The 15,814-nt window shown below is 67.1% G+C and carries 17 protein-coding genes; 5 read left to right on the top strand and 12 right to left on the bottom strand.

Annotated features, from left to right (window positions below; genetic code table 11):
• Window positions 1–23: 23 nt before the first annotated feature.
• From Q0937_RS10505 to Q0937_RS10490, 4 genes are all read right to left on the bottom strand, one after another.
• Entirely contained in the window at window positions 24–353 is a 330-nt protein-coding gene (locus Q0937_RS10505) for a metal-sensitive transcriptional regulator (RefSeq protein WP_299303340.1), read from the bottom strand.
• A complete protein-coding gene (locus tag Q0937_RS10500) occupies window positions 350–2,509 on the bottom strand; it encodes a heavy metal translocating P-type ATPase (RefSeq protein ID WP_299303338.1) in 2,160 nt (719 codons plus the stop codon). The genes Q0937_RS10505 and Q0937_RS10500 overlap by 4 nt, the downstream gene beginning before the upstream one ends.
• 270 nt (window positions 2,510–2,779) lie before the next feature.
• Window positions 2,780–4,294, bottom strand: coding sequence for a multicopper oxidase family protein (locus Q0937_RS10495; RefSeq protein ID WP_299303336.1), 1,515 nt, complete (start codon window positions 4,292–4,294; stop codon window positions 2,780–2,782).
• 32 nt (window positions 4,295–4,326) lie between these two features.
• Window positions 4,327–4,563, bottom strand: a complete 237-nt coding sequence (locus Q0937_RS10490; protein WP_299303334.1) for an SHOCT domain-containing protein — start codon at window positions 4,561–4,563, stop codon at window positions 4,327–4,329.
• A 165-nt stretch (window positions 4,564–4,728) separates the two neighbouring features.
• On the opposite strand from Q0937_RS10490, the gene Q0937_RS10485 reads away from it, so the two are divergent.
• Window positions 4,729–5,442, top strand: coding sequence for a response regulator transcription factor (locus tag Q0937_RS10485; RefSeq protein WP_299303331.1), 714 nt, complete (start codon window positions 4,729–4,731; stop codon window positions 5,440–5,442).
• Between the two features lie 67 nt (window positions 5,443–5,509).
• Window positions 5,510–6,586 carry a cell wall metabolism sensor histidine kinase WalK gene (locus tag Q0937_RS10480; RefSeq protein ID WP_299303329.1) on the top strand — a complete coding sequence of 359 codons (1,077 nt, stop codon included), beginning with the start codon at window positions 5,510–5,512 and terminating at the stop codon, window positions 6,584–6,586.
• Window positions 6,587–6,614: 28 nt separating this feature from the next.
• On the opposite strand, the gene Q0937_RS10475 is transcribed toward Q0937_RS10480, so the two are convergent.
• From Q0937_RS10475 to Q0937_RS10460, 4 genes are all read right to left on the bottom strand, one after another.
• The gene (locus Q0937_RS10475) at window positions 6,615–7,382 is read right to left on the bottom strand and encodes a cytochrome c biogenesis CcdA family protein (protein ID WP_299303327.1); all 768 of its coding nucleotides are present in this window, start codon (window positions 7,380–7,382) and stop codon (window positions 6,615–6,617) included.
• A complete protein-coding gene (locus tag Q0937_RS10470) occupies window positions 7,382–8,005 on the bottom strand; it encodes a TlpA disulfide reductase family protein (RefSeq protein ID WP_299303691.1) in 624 nt (207 codons plus the stop codon). The genes Q0937_RS10475 and Q0937_RS10470 overlap by 1 nt, the downstream gene beginning before the upstream one ends.
• A gap of 35 nt (window positions 8,006–8,040) precedes the next feature.
• Window positions 8,041–8,628: a CueP family metal-binding protein gene (locus tag Q0937_RS10465; protein WP_299303326.1), complete on the bottom strand. Its 588-nt coding sequence runs from the start codon at window positions 8,626–8,628 to the stop codon at window positions 8,041–8,043.
• Between the two features lie 65 nt (window positions 8,629–8,693).
• Window positions 8,694–9,278, bottom strand: a complete 585-nt coding sequence (locus tag Q0937_RS10460) for a YdhK family protein (RefSeq protein ID WP_299303324.1) — start codon at window positions 9,276–9,278, stop codon at window positions 8,694–8,696.
• 222 nt (window positions 9,279–9,500) lie between these two features.
• On the opposite strand from Q0937_RS10460, the gene Q0937_RS10455 reads away from it, so the two are divergent.
• Complete coding sequence (locus tag Q0937_RS10455) at window positions 9,501–9,911, top strand: four-helix bundle copper-binding protein (RefSeq protein WP_299303323.1); 411 nt, start codon at window positions 9,501–9,503, stop codon at window positions 9,909–9,911.
• Between the two features lie 76 nt (window positions 9,912–9,987).
• On the opposite strand, the gene Q0937_RS10450 is transcribed toward Q0937_RS10455, so the two are convergent.
• The 4 genes from Q0937_RS10450 to Q0937_RS10435 are packed head-to-tail and all read right to left on the bottom strand — an operon-like array spanning window position 9,988 to window position 13,709.
• Window positions 9,988–10,500, bottom strand: coding sequence for an NlpC/P60 family protein (locus tag Q0937_RS10450; RefSeq protein ID WP_299303321.1), 513 nt, complete (start codon window positions 10,498–10,500; stop codon window positions 9,988–9,990).
• Between the two features lie 17 nt (window positions 10,501–10,517).
• A complete protein-coding gene (locus Q0937_RS10445) occupies window positions 10,518–10,967 on the bottom strand; it encodes a hypothetical protein (protein WP_299303319.1) in 450 nt (149 codons plus the stop codon).
• Window positions 10,960–11,895 (bottom strand): hypothetical protein, encoded by a 936-nt coding sequence (locus Q0937_RS10440; RefSeq protein ID WP_299303317.1) that lies wholly within the window; start codon window positions 11,893–11,895, stop codon window positions 10,960–10,962. Before Q0937_RS10440 ends, Q0937_RS10445 begins: the two co-directional genes overlap by 8 nt.
• Complete coding sequence (locus tag Q0937_RS10435) at window positions 11,892–13,709, bottom strand: AAA family ATPase (protein ID WP_299303316.1); 1,818 nt, start codon at window positions 13,707–13,709, stop codon at window positions 11,892–11,894. The genes Q0937_RS10440 and Q0937_RS10435 overlap by 4 nt, the downstream gene beginning before the upstream one ends.
• Before the next feature lie 107 nt (window positions 13,710–13,816).
• Here Q0937_RS10435 and Q0937_RS10430 point away from each other — a divergent pair, with 107 nt between their 5' ends.
• Window positions 13,817–14,506, top strand: coding sequence for a hypothetical protein (locus tag Q0937_RS10430; protein WP_299303314.1), 690 nt, complete (start codon window positions 13,817–13,819; stop codon window positions 14,504–14,506).
• Window positions 14,507–14,580: 74 nt separating this feature from the next.
• Window positions 14,581–15,807: a hypothetical protein gene (locus Q0937_RS10425; protein WP_299303312.1), complete on the top strand. Its 1,227-nt coding sequence runs from the start codon at window positions 14,581–14,583 to the stop codon at window positions 15,805–15,807.
• The last annotated feature ends 7 nt before the right edge of the window (window positions 15,808–15,814 follow it).

Genomic DNA, 15,814 nt, shown 5'->3' with positions numbered 1-15,814 from the left:
GGAACGCAAGCCCCCGGATCTCTTCACGACTTGACGAGGCACCTTACCGCGTCAGAGGCCTCACTTAGCTTGATCTCGGCCTCGTCTCCTCCTTCGCGGGCGGCATCGAGTACGCAGTGGTGGAGGTGGTCGCCGAGTAGGCCCAGCGCAACGTTCTCCAGCGCGCTGTCCAGGGCAGAGATCTGGGTGAGGATGTCGATGCAGTAGACGTCTTCGTCGATCATTCGGGAGATCCCCCGCGCTTGACCTTCGATGCGCTTGAGACGATTGAGATAGCGGGGCTTGTCCTGGATATATCCGTGAGGCCCGCTGTGACAGGCATGGCCCTCCGCGGTTTTGGGGACTGTGTTCATGAGTGATTCCGCTCGGTGAGACTGGGTCCGCGGCGAGCGCGGACGGCGGCGACGGTCGCCTCCGGGCGAAGGTCGAGGCGTCGCAGGAGCTGGGCGTTCAGGGCGACCACGATGGTGGACAGGGACATCAGGATCGCTCCGACGGACATCGGCAGCACGAACCCGATGGGGGCGAGGATGCCCGCCGCGAGCGGCACAGAGATCAGGTTGTAGCCGGCAGCCCACCAGAGGTTCTGCTTCATCTTCCGGTAGGCGCCGCGGGAGAGCTCGATGACCGAGAGCACAGAGCGTGGATCGGAGCTGGCCAGCACGACCCCAGCGGAGGCGATCGCGACATCGGTGCCGGCACCGATGGCGATGCCGACATCGGCCTGAGCAAGGGCAGGGGCATCGTTGACGCCGTCGCCGACCATCGCGACCTTCATGCCCTCCTTCTGGAGCTGGGCGACCTTCGAGGACTTGTCCTCGGGCCGCACCCCGGCGAAGACACGGTCGATACCGAGCTCATGGCCGACGCTGTTCGCGACCGCCTCGGCGTCACCGGTGATCATGACGACCTCGACCCCCAAGCTGTGCAGGGCATCGATGGCGTCGCGAGATTCGGGGCGCACCTCGTCGTGGAGCTTGAGGCCGCCGATCACCTCGCCGTCGCGGAGGACGTGGAGGATGATCGCGCCTTCCTGGCGCCAGGCCTCAGCCTCGTCGACTTCGCTCACTCCGGTCTCCTCGAGCAGTCGGGGACCGCCCACGCGGATCTCGTGCCCGTCCACCTGGGCACTCACGCCCAGCGCAGGGGTGGAGCTGATGTCGGAGCCCGCAGGGATCTGCGCTCCTTCGGCCTGGGCCCTGGCGACGATGGCGCGCGCGAGCGGATGCTCGCTCTCCGCCTCGGCGGCAGCTGCCAGGGCCAGCACCTCGCTCTCGTCCGCACCGCGGGTGATGATCTCGGCGAGAACGGGCTCACCCTTGGTGAGAGTGCCGGTCTTGTCGAACAGGACGGCGTCGACCGTGCGCATGGCCTCCAGGGCAAGGCGATCCTTGACCAGAACTCCGCCACGAGCAGCGCGCTCGGTGGCGATCGAGACCACCAGCGGAATCGCGAGCCCCAGAGCGTGGGGGCAGGCGATCACGAGCACCGTCACCGTGCGCACCACGGCGGCATCGGGCATGCCGAGCAGAGACCATGTGACCGCGGTGATCACGGCAGCGCCGAGAGCGAACCAGAAAAGCCACGCCGCAGCGGTATCTGCGATGCGCTGCGCCCGGGACGAGGAGTTCTGCGCCTCGGTCACCAGGCGCTGAATTCCGGCGAGGGCGGTCTCGTCACCCGTGGCGGTGACCTCGATGCGGAGGCTCGAATCGGTGGCGACGGTGCCCGCCACGACGGAGTCACCGGGAGAGCGCGTCACGGGACGGGACTCGCCGGTGACCATGGACTCGTCCACATCGGCGCGACCCTCGCGGATCGTGCCGTCGGCCGGGACGCTCGCCCCCGGGCGCACCAGGACCAGGTCCCCGTGCTGCAGTTCGGTCGGCGAGACCCTCACGAGCTCGTCACCGTCGATGCGCTCTGCCATATCGGGCAGCAGCGCGGCCAGGGAGTCGAGTGCGGACGTGGTCTGGGCGAGGGAGCGCATCTCGACCCAGTGGCCGAGCAGCATGATCACGATCAGCAGGGAGAGCTCCCACCAGAACTCCAGCTGGTGGTCGAGAATCCCGAGGGTGGCTCCCCAGGAGGCGATGAACGCGACCGTGATCGCGAGCCCGATCAGCAGCATCATCCCGGGCTGACGGGAACGGATCTCGGAGACGGCGCCGGTGAGGAACGGACGGCCACCCCAGACGTACATGACGGTGCCGAGGAGCGGGGCGATCCATAGGGAACCGGGGAAGTCGGGAACGCTGTACCCGAGCAGCATCGCGAACATCGGTGAGAACACGACGACCGGAATCGCGATGATCAGGTTGATCCAGAACAGCCGCCGGAACTGCCCGACGTGGTCCCCGTGACCGGCGTGGCCCCCGTGCCCTGAGTGACCCTCGTGTCCCGAATGGTCTCCGTGAGTTCCGTGGTCGTGAAGCGCGTCGGGAGCTTCGTGCTCAGCACTGCCGGTGTGGGCGTCCTGAGGCGTGGGGGAAGGATGAGGGTGCTGCATGCCGGGTCCTCCGTGGTCTCGACGGTGTGTCTGGTTGCCAGCGTTCATGCGTCCGACAATATACCCCTAGGGGGTATATGTCGAGGGGTCGGAATCCGCTGTGACCATCGGCGTGATCGAGGCGCGGAGGGGTGGCATGACATCCCTCAAGTCGGCGCCAGAATCCAAGCCGCTGACTCCGACCAGATGGCCCGCTCGCCTTTGATCGAGGCCCAGGAGGGCGACACCAATGTCGACCTACTTCGGCGCCGGGGGCCGGAACCCACGGCGTCAGGGCGCGTAGTCGATGCCGGTCATCATGCCGACCTCCTGGTGGTACGCGTTGTGGCAGTGCGCTGCCCACCGGCCCGGATTGTCCGCATCGAAGTCGAGAGCGAACGATTCCATGGGTGCCATCATCACCGTGTCCTTTCGGAGCCCCGATGGCAGGGCGATGGTATGCCCGTGGATGTGGAGGGGGTGACTCATCATCGTCTGGTTGGTCGCGATGATGCGCACCCGCTGCCCCTCACGGATGCTCAGTGGAGTGTTCTGCCCGTAGGGGGCGCCGTTGATGGCCCACTGGTACGGCTGCATCGAGCCTTGGAACGAGAGCCCGAGCTCGGTGTCAACTGCGCGGTCCTCGAGTCGCGCCGCCTCGGCCGGCTCCAGAGTAGATCCGATGAGGGCCTCCCCGTCGAGCTCTCGGACCCGGACGTCCGCAGCGGGCACTTCCCCGGCACCGGTCCTCAACACGGCGAGCCCCTGGCCGCCGCTGGTCTTCCCGACAGGACGCGCCACCAGAGGGAACATGCCGTCCTTCACGGTGACCACCACGTCGTACCGCTCGCCCATGCCGAGATAGAGCGCCTTGGCGGTGACCGGCTCGACGGCGAATCCGTCAGAGTGGGTGACAGAGAGATCGTGATCTCCGAGCGCGAGGGCGAAGATGGTGTCGGCGGAGGCGTTGATCAGGCGCAGGCGCACGCGCTGGCCGGGCTTCGCCTCGAAGATCTCCGGCGCTTCGGGGATCCGGCCGTTGAGGAGGAAGTGGGGGTAGGTCACGTCGCCGGCATCGCCCCAGGGCTCCTCGCCCATGGGCATGTCGCCGTGGTCCATGCCTCCGGATCCCCCGTCGGCGGGGTCGTCGCCCATTGGCATGTCGTCGTGGTCCATGCCGCCGGAATCCGAGGGGCTGGCACCGGTCAGCGCAGCCAGGACCTCATCGGGAGTCTGCCCGGTCCCATCGATCCAGTCATCGAGGGTCACGATCCATTCCGCGTCGTAGTCTCCGGGTTCGTCGGGGTCGTCGATGATCAGTGGGGCGTAAAGCCCGCGGTCGAGCTGCAGGCCGACATGGGAGTGGAGGAAGTACGTGCCGGGATCGGGGGCGACGAATTCGTAGGTGTAGGAGGTGTTCGGCTCGACCGGATCTTGCGTCATCCCCGGCACCCCGTCGGCCGCATTGTGCAGTCGGATGCCGTGCCAGTGGATCGTGGAGGCCTCGGGCAGGCGGTTCTCGAGCGTGATCCGCAGCAGATCGCCAGCTGTGGCGCGGATCAGCGGCCCGGGGAGGCTCTCGCCGTATGCCCAAGTAGAGACCGTCTTCCCTCCGAGGTCCACCGTCGTCGGCGCCGCGGCGAGGGCCTGGGTGACGACATTCTGACCGGCCTTCGGCGTCAGGGCTGGAGGCGGCGGGAATGCTCCGGCGTCGGTCGAGGTGGTGCGGTTACCGCATGCCGCGAGCGTCAGGGCTGCTGCGCCGAGACCTCCGGTGAACACGGTGCGGCGGGAAACGGTCTTCACAGGTGCAGTCCTTCTCGAGTGAGGGGGTGGTGTCATGGCCGAAAAGCCGTCAGGACCAGTTGTCGCTGTTGTTCGAACTCGTTGGCCGTGATTTCGCCTCGTGCGAGGCGCAGTGAGAGTTCTCCGATCGCCTCGTTCTCGTCCCGCGCGCGTCGGGGGCGCCCGGGCAGCACGGTGCATGCCAGCAGCAGTGCCGAGGCCCAGAGGAGAGCGAGCAGACGGGCGACTATCACCCACATCAGCCACGACATCGCATCGGTAGGCATCATCGAGCAGCTCCCTTAGTGGGTCGAGTTCGTACGCGGCACGGTCCACATCAGATTCCCCCGGGGCGGGCGAAGTTCTCGTCGAGAGTTCCTCAAGATCTGGTCCAGATAGTCCGTCTGCGCCTCCGTAGACACGCGATCTCCAGGGACGGGGACCAGACTGGAGCCATGAGGAGTGAAACGGATCGAGCAGCGGCGATGGTTCTCGTCGTCGAGGACGAAGCCGCGCTGTCGGATGTGGTCCAGGCGTATCTCGTGAAGGCCGGCTACGCGACTGCGAGCGCGCGGAGCGGTCCGGAGGCGGTGGAGGCAGCCCGCACTCTGTCACCGGACGTGATCGTCCTCGATCTCGGCCTGCCCGGGCTCGACGGTCTGGAGGTGATGCGCAGGATCCGCGCCTTCTCCGACTGCTACGTGCTGATCACGACGGCACGGTCAGAGGAGGTGGACCGCCTGGTGGGGCTGTCGGTGGGGGCGGATGACTACCTCACCAAGCCGTTCAGCGTGCGTGAGCTCGTCGCTCGGGTCCAGGCCGTATTGCGCAGGCCCCGCGCCGATTCCGGGACGGCGTCTTCGGACACAGTGCGCACTTTTGGAGAGCTCGAGATCGACACAGCTGCCCAGGAGGTGCGGCTCGCCAGCCGGCCACTTCCGCTGACCCCCACCGAGAGGGGACTCTTGATGACCCTGGCGCTCAGTCCTGGCCAGGCCTTCAGTCGCAGACAGCTGATGGAGGCCGTCTGGGGAGACAGCTGGCTCGGAGATGACCATCTCGTCGATGTGCACATCGCCAACCTCCGACGAAAACTCGACGAGACGGCTGAGTCTGCACGGTTCGTCACCACGGTGCGCGGTATCGGGTACCGGATGGGGAAGGGGTGAGCTCGTGACCGCACCGAATACATCTGTGCGAACGGTTCGCCCTAGCACCAGCTTGGCCTCGCGCCTGATGATCGGCCAGCTCATCGTGCTGCTCGCCGGCGCGCTCACCATCACGGTGCTGACGGTGATCATCGGGCCCGCCGTCTTCCACTACCACCTGCTCCAGACCGATCTCCCGGTGGGCAGCGACGAGCTCGTCCACATCGAACGCGCCTACCGTGACGCGCTCGCACTTGCCCTCGGGGTCGGACTGGTGGTCTCCCTCCTGGCCGCCGGCCTGGTCACCTGGAACCTGGCACGACGACTCCGCCAGACGCTTCACGGCCTCACCTCGGCTGTCGATGAACTGTCCCGCGGCCACTACTCCACGCGCGTGCCCTCCGTCGGAGCCGGGACCGAACTCGACTCCCTGGCCGCCACGCTCAACGACATGGCAGCGCGCCTGGACGCCGTCGAGGAGACCCGACGCCAACTGCTCTCCGACCTCGCCCATGAGCTGCGCACCCCCATCGCCACCCTCTCGGCACATCACGAGGCGATGGCCGATGGCGTCATCGAGCCGGAGGCAGCCATGCCCATCCTCGCCAGCCAGACCATGCGACTTTCGCGGCTGGCTGACGACATCAGTGAAGTGTCCCGGGCCGAGGAGGGCCAGCTCCCGGTACAGCTGCACCCCCTCGCCGTCGACGACCTGCTGGAGTCGATACTCCCGGCATGGGATGAACGGTTCGAGACAGCGGGCGTGGCACTACGACGAGAAACGGCCCTGCCCCACTCCGTGACGATCCACGCGGACCCGGACCGCCTCGCCCAAGTCCTCGGAAACCTGCTGAGCAACGCTCTACGGCACACTTCCCCCGGAGGCACCGTCACGGTCTCGGCAGCCACCCACGGCAGCACGGTGGAGATCACGGTAGCGGACGACGGCGAAGGCTTCACCAATGAGGACCGGTCACGCCTGTTCGAACGGTTCTTCCGCGCCGACAGCTCCCGCACCCGTGACAACTCCGGCTCAGGCATCGGCCTGACGATCAGCCGCGCCCTCGTCGATGCGCACGGCGGGACCATGGCCGCAGCCAGTGAGGGGCCCGGACAGGGAGCCACCTTCACCATTCGGCTTCCTCGTGCGACCGCTGACCGCTGAGCCCGCCGCGCACGGCGGAACGCACCCCTCAGACGATCGTAGTGAAGTTGCCGATCCGCACCTGCAGGAGAGCCATCCACTGCTCCCACACGCCGGTGACCAGCAGGAGTCCGATGGCGATGAGCACGGAGCCACCGACGATCTGGAGCGTGCGGCGATGCCGGGACAGCATTTTGGAGATGCCGAGGGCGCGCCGGAACACGAGGGCGAAGAGGATGAACGGGATCCCGAGCCCGATCGCGTAGCCGAACGCGAGGAGTGCGCCGCGGCTCGCGGAGGCCTCCCCGAGGCTGAGCGCGGCGACCGCGGCGAACGTTGGGCCGATGCACGGAGTCCAGGAGAAGCCGAACGTGATCCCGAGCAGGGGTGCGCCGGCGAGTCCGGCATCGGGGCGCTTCCGGATCCGTTTCTCACCGGAGAGACGGGGGAAGATTCCCACGAACACCAGTCCCATGAGGATCACCAGCACCCCGGAGATCCGATTGATCGCGCTGGTGTACTGGACCATCAATGACCCGAGGGCGCCGACGAAGCCGCCGATGACCAGGAACACCGCAGTGAATCCAGCCACGAACAGCACCGCGCCGGCGACCAGGCGCCACGGACGCTCGCCCGGATCACTGTTGCTACGCGGCCCGGTGCCCGGTCCGGTGAGCCCGGTGATGTATCCCAGGTAGCCAGGGACCACAGGAAGCACGCACGGAGACAGAAACGCGACCAGACCAGCCACGATCGACAGCAGCAGGGCTGCGGCCAGGGGTCCGCTCAGCACGGTGGTGGCGAACAGTTCACCCATCAGGCGGCCTCCGCCAGCACGGTATCCAGGAGGCTCTCGAGGGTGCTCTGGTTGGCCGCGCCCGTGATCCGGGCGGCTACTCGTCCTTCAGCATCCAGGATCAAAGTCGTGGGGACGGCGTTGGGCGAGACGCTGCCGTCCATGGAAGAGATGACGACTCCGTCGGGATCGGGGATCGAGGGGTAGGTGATGCCGAAGGTCGTTTCGAACGCGGCGGCCGGCCCCGCTTGGTCGCGGGTGTTCACGCCCATGAATGCCACTCCCCGGGCGTTGTATTCGCTATGCACGGCCTTCAGCGCGGGGGCTTCGAGCCGGCATGGTGGACACGAGGCGTACCAGATGTTGAGCACCAAGGGTGCGCCGCGCAGCGCCGTGGAGTCGAAGTCGTCGCCGTCGTAGGTGGTTCCCTGGATCGCCAGAGGATCGGCGCGTCCCTCTGGGGGGATCTCGACGACGACGCCATCGCCGGAGACGTACCCGGCGTTCGCCTCACTCGCCACATCTGAGGAATTGCTGCACGCCGCGAGGACGGGGGCAAGGACGAGCAGGCTCCATCCCAGCTGGAGCACGGTCCGCCTGCTCGGACTGGGCCGTGCCGCGCTCCGCCCAGCTGGGCCGACCACCGAGTGCCAGAAGGCAGACCGGGTGCTTCGCCTGCTCACGTCAGCTGGAGACTGGTCAGACAGGTCAGATCATCCTCCGCCTGAGTCGAGATGGACGCGGTCCCTGTGTAGTCCTCGAGGGTGCACGTGAGCTCCGCGGTGATCCCGCGCGGCAGCCAGAAACCGATGAACCCGTTGTCATGCGTGGTGCGAGGGCCCTCCTCAAGGACCTCGCCCGAGCCGCTGTCGACCACACTCACAGTGATCTCGCGGCTGCGCAGTTCCCCGCGGCAGGTGGTCAGGCTGTGGAAGGCGCACTCGTGGGTGGTCTCCACGAACGGGGCCACCGACAAGTAGAACTGGTCCTCGGGAAGGGGCAGCTCGGCCTTTCGCTCTGCATCGTCTTGGAGCTGAAGAGACGTCGCGGTGACGCTGGCAATCAGGTCCTGCGGTCGCTCAGCCACCGGGAGCGCCTCGAGACGGTCGATGATCTCGTGCGCGTCCGCGTCGGCGAAGCCATGTTCCCGGAGCAACTCCTGATCACCCGTGACGGATGCGGGCTCGGACCCGCCGGTCCCGCAACCGGCGACCACGAGCGGGAACAAGCCAGCACCGATCAAGACCGATCGCCGGGGCAGCCGCACAGTGCGACGACGCGGCCCATCCCCGGAGGAGGCGAATGCACTTCGAGGGCTCGACGGGGTGGTCATCACGCAGGCTCGATCTCGCTCTCGACGACCCACTTGTGGTTCGTCATCATCATCCCGTCGGCCTCGTAGTCGACCATGTACACGGTCTCCTCGGTGGCACTGTCGATGGTGGCTTCAGCACCCTCCATACCCGCCATGTGATCAGCGGTGATGACCACCTCGGTGCCCTCTGCCAGCGGTGCCTCGCCCGGGTTCTCGAGCTCCTCGTGAACGACCCACTTGTGGTCAGTGACCGGCTCGCCGCCATCGGTCGGGGTGAAGCTGACCGAGTAGGTCGTGGTGTCGAAGGCACCGGAGATCGTCGCCGTCGCCCCCTCCATACCCTCCATGTGGTCCGCCGTGAGCGTCACCTCCGTGCCGACCGGGAACTCGGGATCCTCCGCAGGCTCCATCCCCTCAGGCGCTGGGCCGCCATCCATCGGGTGCTCCATGCCCCCGTGGCCACCACCATCGGACGCCTCCGATGCCTCGGACCCACCCGACGTCTGACCGCCGTCAGACCCGTTGTCGGTGCATCCGGCAAACACAATCGCACCGGTGAAAACGACGGCCGCGAGGCGACCGAAAGAACGACGAGAACGCATAATCTCTCCTAGTCAGAGCACACTTTGCACCAGCCTATGCGCCCCAGGTCAAGATCTCCTCAAGGCCAGATCTGGACTTCTTGAGCACCGCGCTGACCAGTCGGCCCGCATTGCCTCCGAAACGGACGGTCTACTCGCTTCCGTCCTACGGGGCGCCCTGGCTATCGTCGTCGAGGCGGGCTGGTATCCGCCGGTCCGTTCGGAACGAGAAGGAGCAGGACCATGACCCATCACGTCGCATCAATGCTTCAGACCTACCCGAAGGACCTCGGCACCATCGACCAGCAGAAGCTCGCCGCATGCATCGAGGCCTGCTTCGAGTGCGCCCAGACCTGCACAGCCTGCGCGGACGCCTGCTTGGCCGAGGACATGGTGGCGGAGTTGACCCAGTGCATCCGCCGGAACCAGGACTGCGCCGACGTCTGCGAAGCCACCGGACGCGTCCTGTCCCGTCAGACGGGCGAGAACATCGCCCTCAACCGTGCTCTACTCGAGGCGTGTCAGGCAGCGTGCCGGTCCTGCGCCGAGGAGTGCGAGAAGCACGCCGGCATGCACGAGCACTGCAAGGTCTGCGCCGACACCTGCCGTCGCTGCGAGCAGGCCTGCGCCGAAATGCTGGCCTCGATCAGCTGACGACGCTGCGTCTACACGCAGAGGGAGCCCCAACCGTTGGTCGGGGCTCCCTCTGCGCGGGCGTTGCGACCTGCGGTCAGCGGAAGGTGACGAAGGTCGGCGAACCCCAGATGGTCCGCTCCGTGACGGCACCCGGGGTGCGCCCCGCGTCGATGACCGTGTCGCCACCGGCGTAGATCCCGAGGTGGCCGGGCCACACCACGAGGTCACCGGGCTGGGCCTCGGACTTCGAGATCGTGGTTCCAGCCGCAACCTGCTGCGACGAGGTACGGGGCAGGTCGATACCGGCCTGCTTGTACGCGTACGAGCTCAGACCCGAGCAGTCGAAGCTGACGCCCGGCTTGGAGGTCCCCCACGAGTAGGAGGCACCGATCTGGCTGCGCGCGGCATCGACGATCGCCTGCTGCGAGTTCGTCGCGGAGTTCGAGGGGGCGGGAGCAGAGGTTCCACCGCCCGAGGTCGATGCGCCGCCGTTCAGTGCGCCGCGCGTCTCGGGGCCCACGATGCCGTCGATCTTCAGGCCATGCGAGCGCTGGAAGTCCTTCACGGCCCCATGGGTGAGCTTGCCGAACTTTCCGTCGACGGACAACGAATCACCATGGTCGTTCAGAGCTGACTGCAGCTGCTCCACGGCGCGGCGAAGGGGAATCCCGGCCAGACGGTGAGGTCCTGGGCCCGCTGGATCAGGCCATGGGAAATGAATGCATCCAGCACCGCCAGCAGGCGCCGTCCGCGGGCCTGCTCGTCGAGGATGTAGGCGAGGGTGACGTGCCCGTTCGCGGTGCGGGACTCGGTGGCCTCGAGGATGTGCAGCACCTGGACGATGACGGCGCGGGCGCGTGCGGCGCCGATCCCCGGGCCGGCGGTGATGATCTGCTCCAGGCGCAGGCGCAGCAGCGGCTTCTCGCCAGACGCCGCGGCGGCGATGATCGCCTCCCACGGGGTGATCGTGCCGTCCGTGATCAGCTGCAGGAGTTCGCCGCGCGCTGCGTTGGCGACGCGTCGCTGGCTGATGAGTAGCGTCATGTCGATCTCGTCGGTGGGGTGCTCAGACATCACTGGCCTCCACGATGTTGCGAACGGCGGTGGATTCGAGCGACGGGGCGACGGTCAATGCTCGGATGGCGCGGGTGGTGGACACCCGGTCAGTGGGGTGGAGGTCGTTGTAGCGGTCGATGATCTGCTCGAGGCCGGCGCCGGTGCCGAGTGAGCGGGCGACGCGACGGACTCGAGGGCCGACCTGGGGATCGCCGATGGCGACGCGGACCTGGTCGCCGAGGTCCCGGCGGATCTGGGTGGTGAGATACCGGATCGGGTCGACGTTCCGAGTGGTTGCCGGGTCCAGGCAACGGTCCAGGGAACGCAGAATGCGGCTGTCCGGGCCGGCAGAGCCGTAGAGCACGTGGGTGACGACGAGGTCGAGCTGCTGATCATCAAGCAGCCGCACCGCGGTCTCGTGATCCTCGATGCCGGTGATCTCCCGGCAGATCGACGCCGCAACCTGATGGACGCACTCCTGGGCGAACTGCTCCAGGTGCGCGAGCATCGTCCACCGTGCGAGCTCACCGCGCTCGATGAACTCATCGAGCAGCCGCGTCGCCTGATACGCGGACAGCACGGGTGCACGGTGCGCGGGCCACATCGTGCCCGTGGGGCGCCCGAGATCGGTGTGTCCTTCGGTGAGGTCGATGGCGCCGGCCAGGTGTGTGCCGGCGGCGTCCACGCTCCATCCTGCCGAGACGGGGCGCCCCGTGGCGGGGTCGGCGGCGTGCAGAGCCCCGTGGTGCCAGTCGATGGTGGCGGGCATAGTGCCGGATCGAGCGGCTTTGTGGCCGCCGACGCCTCGGGCGGGGCGGATCCACATGGTCGGCGGCAAGGCGTGCAGCCGCACCCGGCGCCGCGGTCGCGCCTGTTCGGTGGCGCAGCGCGCCCAGATCATCTGGTCCAGGAGCGTGCACAGCTGCTCGGAAGTAGCCCAGTTCATCGTCGCAGCCACCTCTTCCACCACGGCAATCCAAGTCGCACCGTTCCCGTGTCTCGTAGGTCGAACTCCGGATCGCCGGTGACGGAGAGAAGCACATCCATGACAACGCCGTAGAGGGTCGGGACCGCGTAGGGGATGCGCCGGGCGACGAGGTCGTCGTAGATGCGGTCGTCATAGTGGATCGCGCCCTTCCACGACGAGTCCCTGCCCAGCAGCAGCGGCAGCTTGCCGTAGTCGGTGATCGACGGCCGGACCTTGTTCGCGATCGACATCATCCGCGTCGCCTCGGCGCCGTGCTGACGAAGCGACTCCATCGCCACCAGCAGGTTCTCCACCCCCGGCGTGGTGAGCTCGCAAATCCCGACCCCGTAGCCCCCGCGCGCCAGCAGCGGCGCAATGACCCGGTCGATCACGCCGGTCGTGTCCAGGCCTTCGGTGATCTGGGTGTCGATGATGACCAGGTCGAACCGGGCCCGTGCGATCTGTAGGACCTCGGTGTAGTGCTCGGCCGTGACCGTAGCGATCTCCGCAGAGATATCTTCGCTGCCCTTGACCGGTCGGGGCGCCTGGACGAACGAGAACGCGAGGTGATCGCCGCGGCCTTGCCGTGCCTGGTTCAACTGCTCGGGGGAGAGGATCGCCGAGGCGATGTCTCCGATCATGACGGCGTCGTAGATCGAAGGGAGGTCCGTGGTCCGTATCCGCAGGTAAAGGCCGAGATCGCCCTGGGCACGGTTCGCGTCGATCAGGCACACCGACTTGCCGCCAATCTCGGCGGCCGCCTGTGCAAATGCCAGCGCGAGGGTGGACTTGCCCTCCCCGCCCTTCCCGGAAAAGCAGGCGATCACTTCGGCGGGGGCGGTGCTGCGCCGACTGCGTCTGGTGGCACTGGCCTTGGTGACGTCATCCAGCGCGGTATCGGCATCGACCTCGCCCTCGACGGCTGGCCCCTCGAGGCTGTCCGTGAGGCCGTCGAACAGCTCCTCGTCCAGGAGATCGAGCTGCCGATCCGGATCGGAGATCGGCGCTGAGTCGGTGCCGGCGGCGAAGGTCGGCAGGGCGATCCGACGCCTGCCCGGAAAAACCGGCACGCTCTCATCCGGTAACGGCTCGACCCGGGCACTGCGCGAGCCTTTGTGCGAGGTGGGGGAGTGGAACCCGTCGAACTCCTCCTCATCCTCCGCTTCCGAGCCGCCCGACAGCGCTGCCGCGGGCTCGGAATCATCGTTGGAATCCTCGAGCCAGTCCGTCAGCGCCGACTGCGCCGCGGCGCGTTCGGTGACGGGCGCAGGCTCTGCGAGGGACGGTGCCGGATGCGCGGCATCGTCGCCCTCATCGTCCAGCCAGTCCTCGACAGGCTCGGCAGGCGCCCGATCAGACGAGTCGGGCTCAGTCGTGGTTGAGTCGACACGGTGCTCCCGGGCTGGGAGCGTTTCGGGTAGGGGCTGGGGGATCGTGCCGTCGGCCTCGACGCGGACGCCCTGCAGCATCGGGTCAAGATCCTGGAACCCGAGCGCACCGAGATAGTCGCCCAGGCTCGACGCCATCGGGATCGAACTACGCGTCTCTCCAAGGATCGGGTCCGCCCCGCGCACGATCACCACCGGAGCTGTCTCGGGCAGGCGGGAGATCAGCTGCTCGAGCCCGATCTGCTTGTGATCCTCGACCAGGACCGGAAGCGACGAAGTGGCCGCCGCCTCGCGGATGCGCCGAGAGACCTCGGGGAACCCGTCGCCGGAAACGACCTCGAATCCGAAGCTCTCCAGCGCTTCTCGCACGTGGGGCAGTCCGATGACTGCGAGTGAGTTGCTCATACTGGTTATATGCCACGGTGCACCGAATCAAGTGCACGAGACTTCGTTCCTGCAGGCAGACATGGAACGATGACCTGATGCAGTTCGAGCGAACGACGGGCGGAATCATGGAGATCACACGCGAGGAAGCAACCTCGCGCCGGCGCACATTCGCCCAATGGGCCGCCGCCGCGCACGACCCCCTCGTGCCCATGACGACCCGCGTCGACATCGACCGCCGCTTCCGCGAATGGACCCGCCGCACCCCCGCCTTCACCATCGCCTGGGCCACCGGCGTGACCGCCACGATCCTGGACACCCTCCCGCCCTCAGACCCGTGGCGAACCCCGCATCCGGGCTTCGGCACCTTCCGCGACGGCAACGACGTCACCTTCGTGCCCGACGACGAAGACGAATGGGACCGCGAACGGCTGCTGCTGGACATCAACCTCATCGCCATCGCCGACCCCATGCCGCCCGGCGCAGCCCGGGTCATGGCTGCCTGTGCCGCTAGCAGCGAAGACGGCCAATTCACCCTCACCGAGCTCCGCAAAGGGACTGAGTCCCGCCGCGACGCCATCACCGCCGACATCGCCCAATCGATCGTCCTGTGGGCGCTGTGGCGCCGGCGCAGCTACTGCGGCAACGACGACGCCTTTCCGCTGTCGATGATGTACGGCTGGCTCTCCTACGCCTCCGCAGTCGAAGACGGACGTCCCGTCCCGCACGAGATCATCGACCCCGACATCTTCACCGCAGCACTCACCGACGAGGACTACCGCGCCACCGCGGACATCGAGGATCAGCGCGACATCTGACGGTTCCGGCCGACTGCCGCGGGTCAGGTACGAATGCCGCCCGTGGATGGCGGTTGCCCTGCAAAGATGCACGCATGACCTACACGGATCACTTCGGAGTGCCCCCGGCCCTGTCCCTGCACGAACTCCTCTGGGACGTGTCTTTCCACGCGATGAAGGACATCGTCACGATGGATGAGCTCGTGAAAACTCGAGGCGTGAACCTTGCAGCGACGCCCACCCCGATGGACGAGGAGATTTCCACGATCAATCTCGTCCGCCGCCTGGCGCTGCTGGGAAAGCGCCTCGGCGTCACCGCAGTGCTTCACTCCCGGAACCTCGAGGGAAAGTACACCCAATCCATCCCGGGGCAGCACACTGCGCCGAGCGGCGCAGACCTCGAACTGAACGTGGAGATCGCACCTGGACGGTGGTTGGATCTGCTTCTACAGGCCAAACGGCTGTACCCGAGGCAGCGAGTGGCCTCGCGTTACGACGAATGGAAGCAACAGCAGACGGCCAATATGGTGGCGTGGGCGGCCACCCACGGACACCGAATTCCAGGAATGCTTCTGTTCAACGGGCTCTGCCAGCCCTTCACGAAGAAGAAGGCTCCAGTGTCATTTGGAGACTTCCACTGCAGCGCCTTCGGCGCATGTAGCGGAGCCAACCACCTGCAGCTGCACAACCATACGACGATGACGGCGAAAGGATGGAGCCTGTTCGACGGCACTCCCGGGGGCGTGAGCCTGGTGCTCGACGCGATTTTGCTGGCGACGGCCTCCGCGCCGCGGGCGCCGGATCTGAAGAGTGTTCACTTCCCTTTGGAGCATCTCGCGCATCGAGGGTGCGGCTCGGCGGGCATACCCGCGGGTCCCCAGGGCGGTGGCCCGAGGGGGATCGGTCCAGGCGGCGGTAGCCCGAGTGGGACTGGTTTGGGGGGCGAATCAAATCAGGGCAGTCCGGGCCGCGACGGACCAGGTCAAGACGGTCCGGACGGGACCGACCCGGACTTATCCGGCGCCCCGACTTTCGACCCTGCGTTCCTTGCGGATGAAGTTCCGGTGGTCCGGTCTGAAGCTGCGCCTTGGGCTCGCCGATTGGAGCTCCTGAGCGCAGAGGGAAACGTGGAGGAATACCGAAACCAGCGCGACGAGGAGGAGTTCCCCATCGGTGCCTCAGTGGTGATCCGACACCCCGCACTCCAAGACTTGCCCAAGGAGGCATGGAGCCATGGCATTGCCCCAGGCATTCGCGACATTGATAAGTCCGCGCGCTCCGTGCAGTCGGGCGAGCGACGCCGCCCCGGGCATCGAGAATGAGGCCGGC

Origin of the sequence: uncultured Brachybacterium sp., from assembly GCF_947500705.1 — a bacterium.
Classification (GTDB): domain Bacteria; phylum Actinomycetota; class Actinomycetes; order Actinomycetales; family Dermabacteraceae; genus Brachybacterium.
Note: the sequence above shows the minus strand (reverse complement) of the source record. Positions and strands in the feature narration are given on the sequence as shown.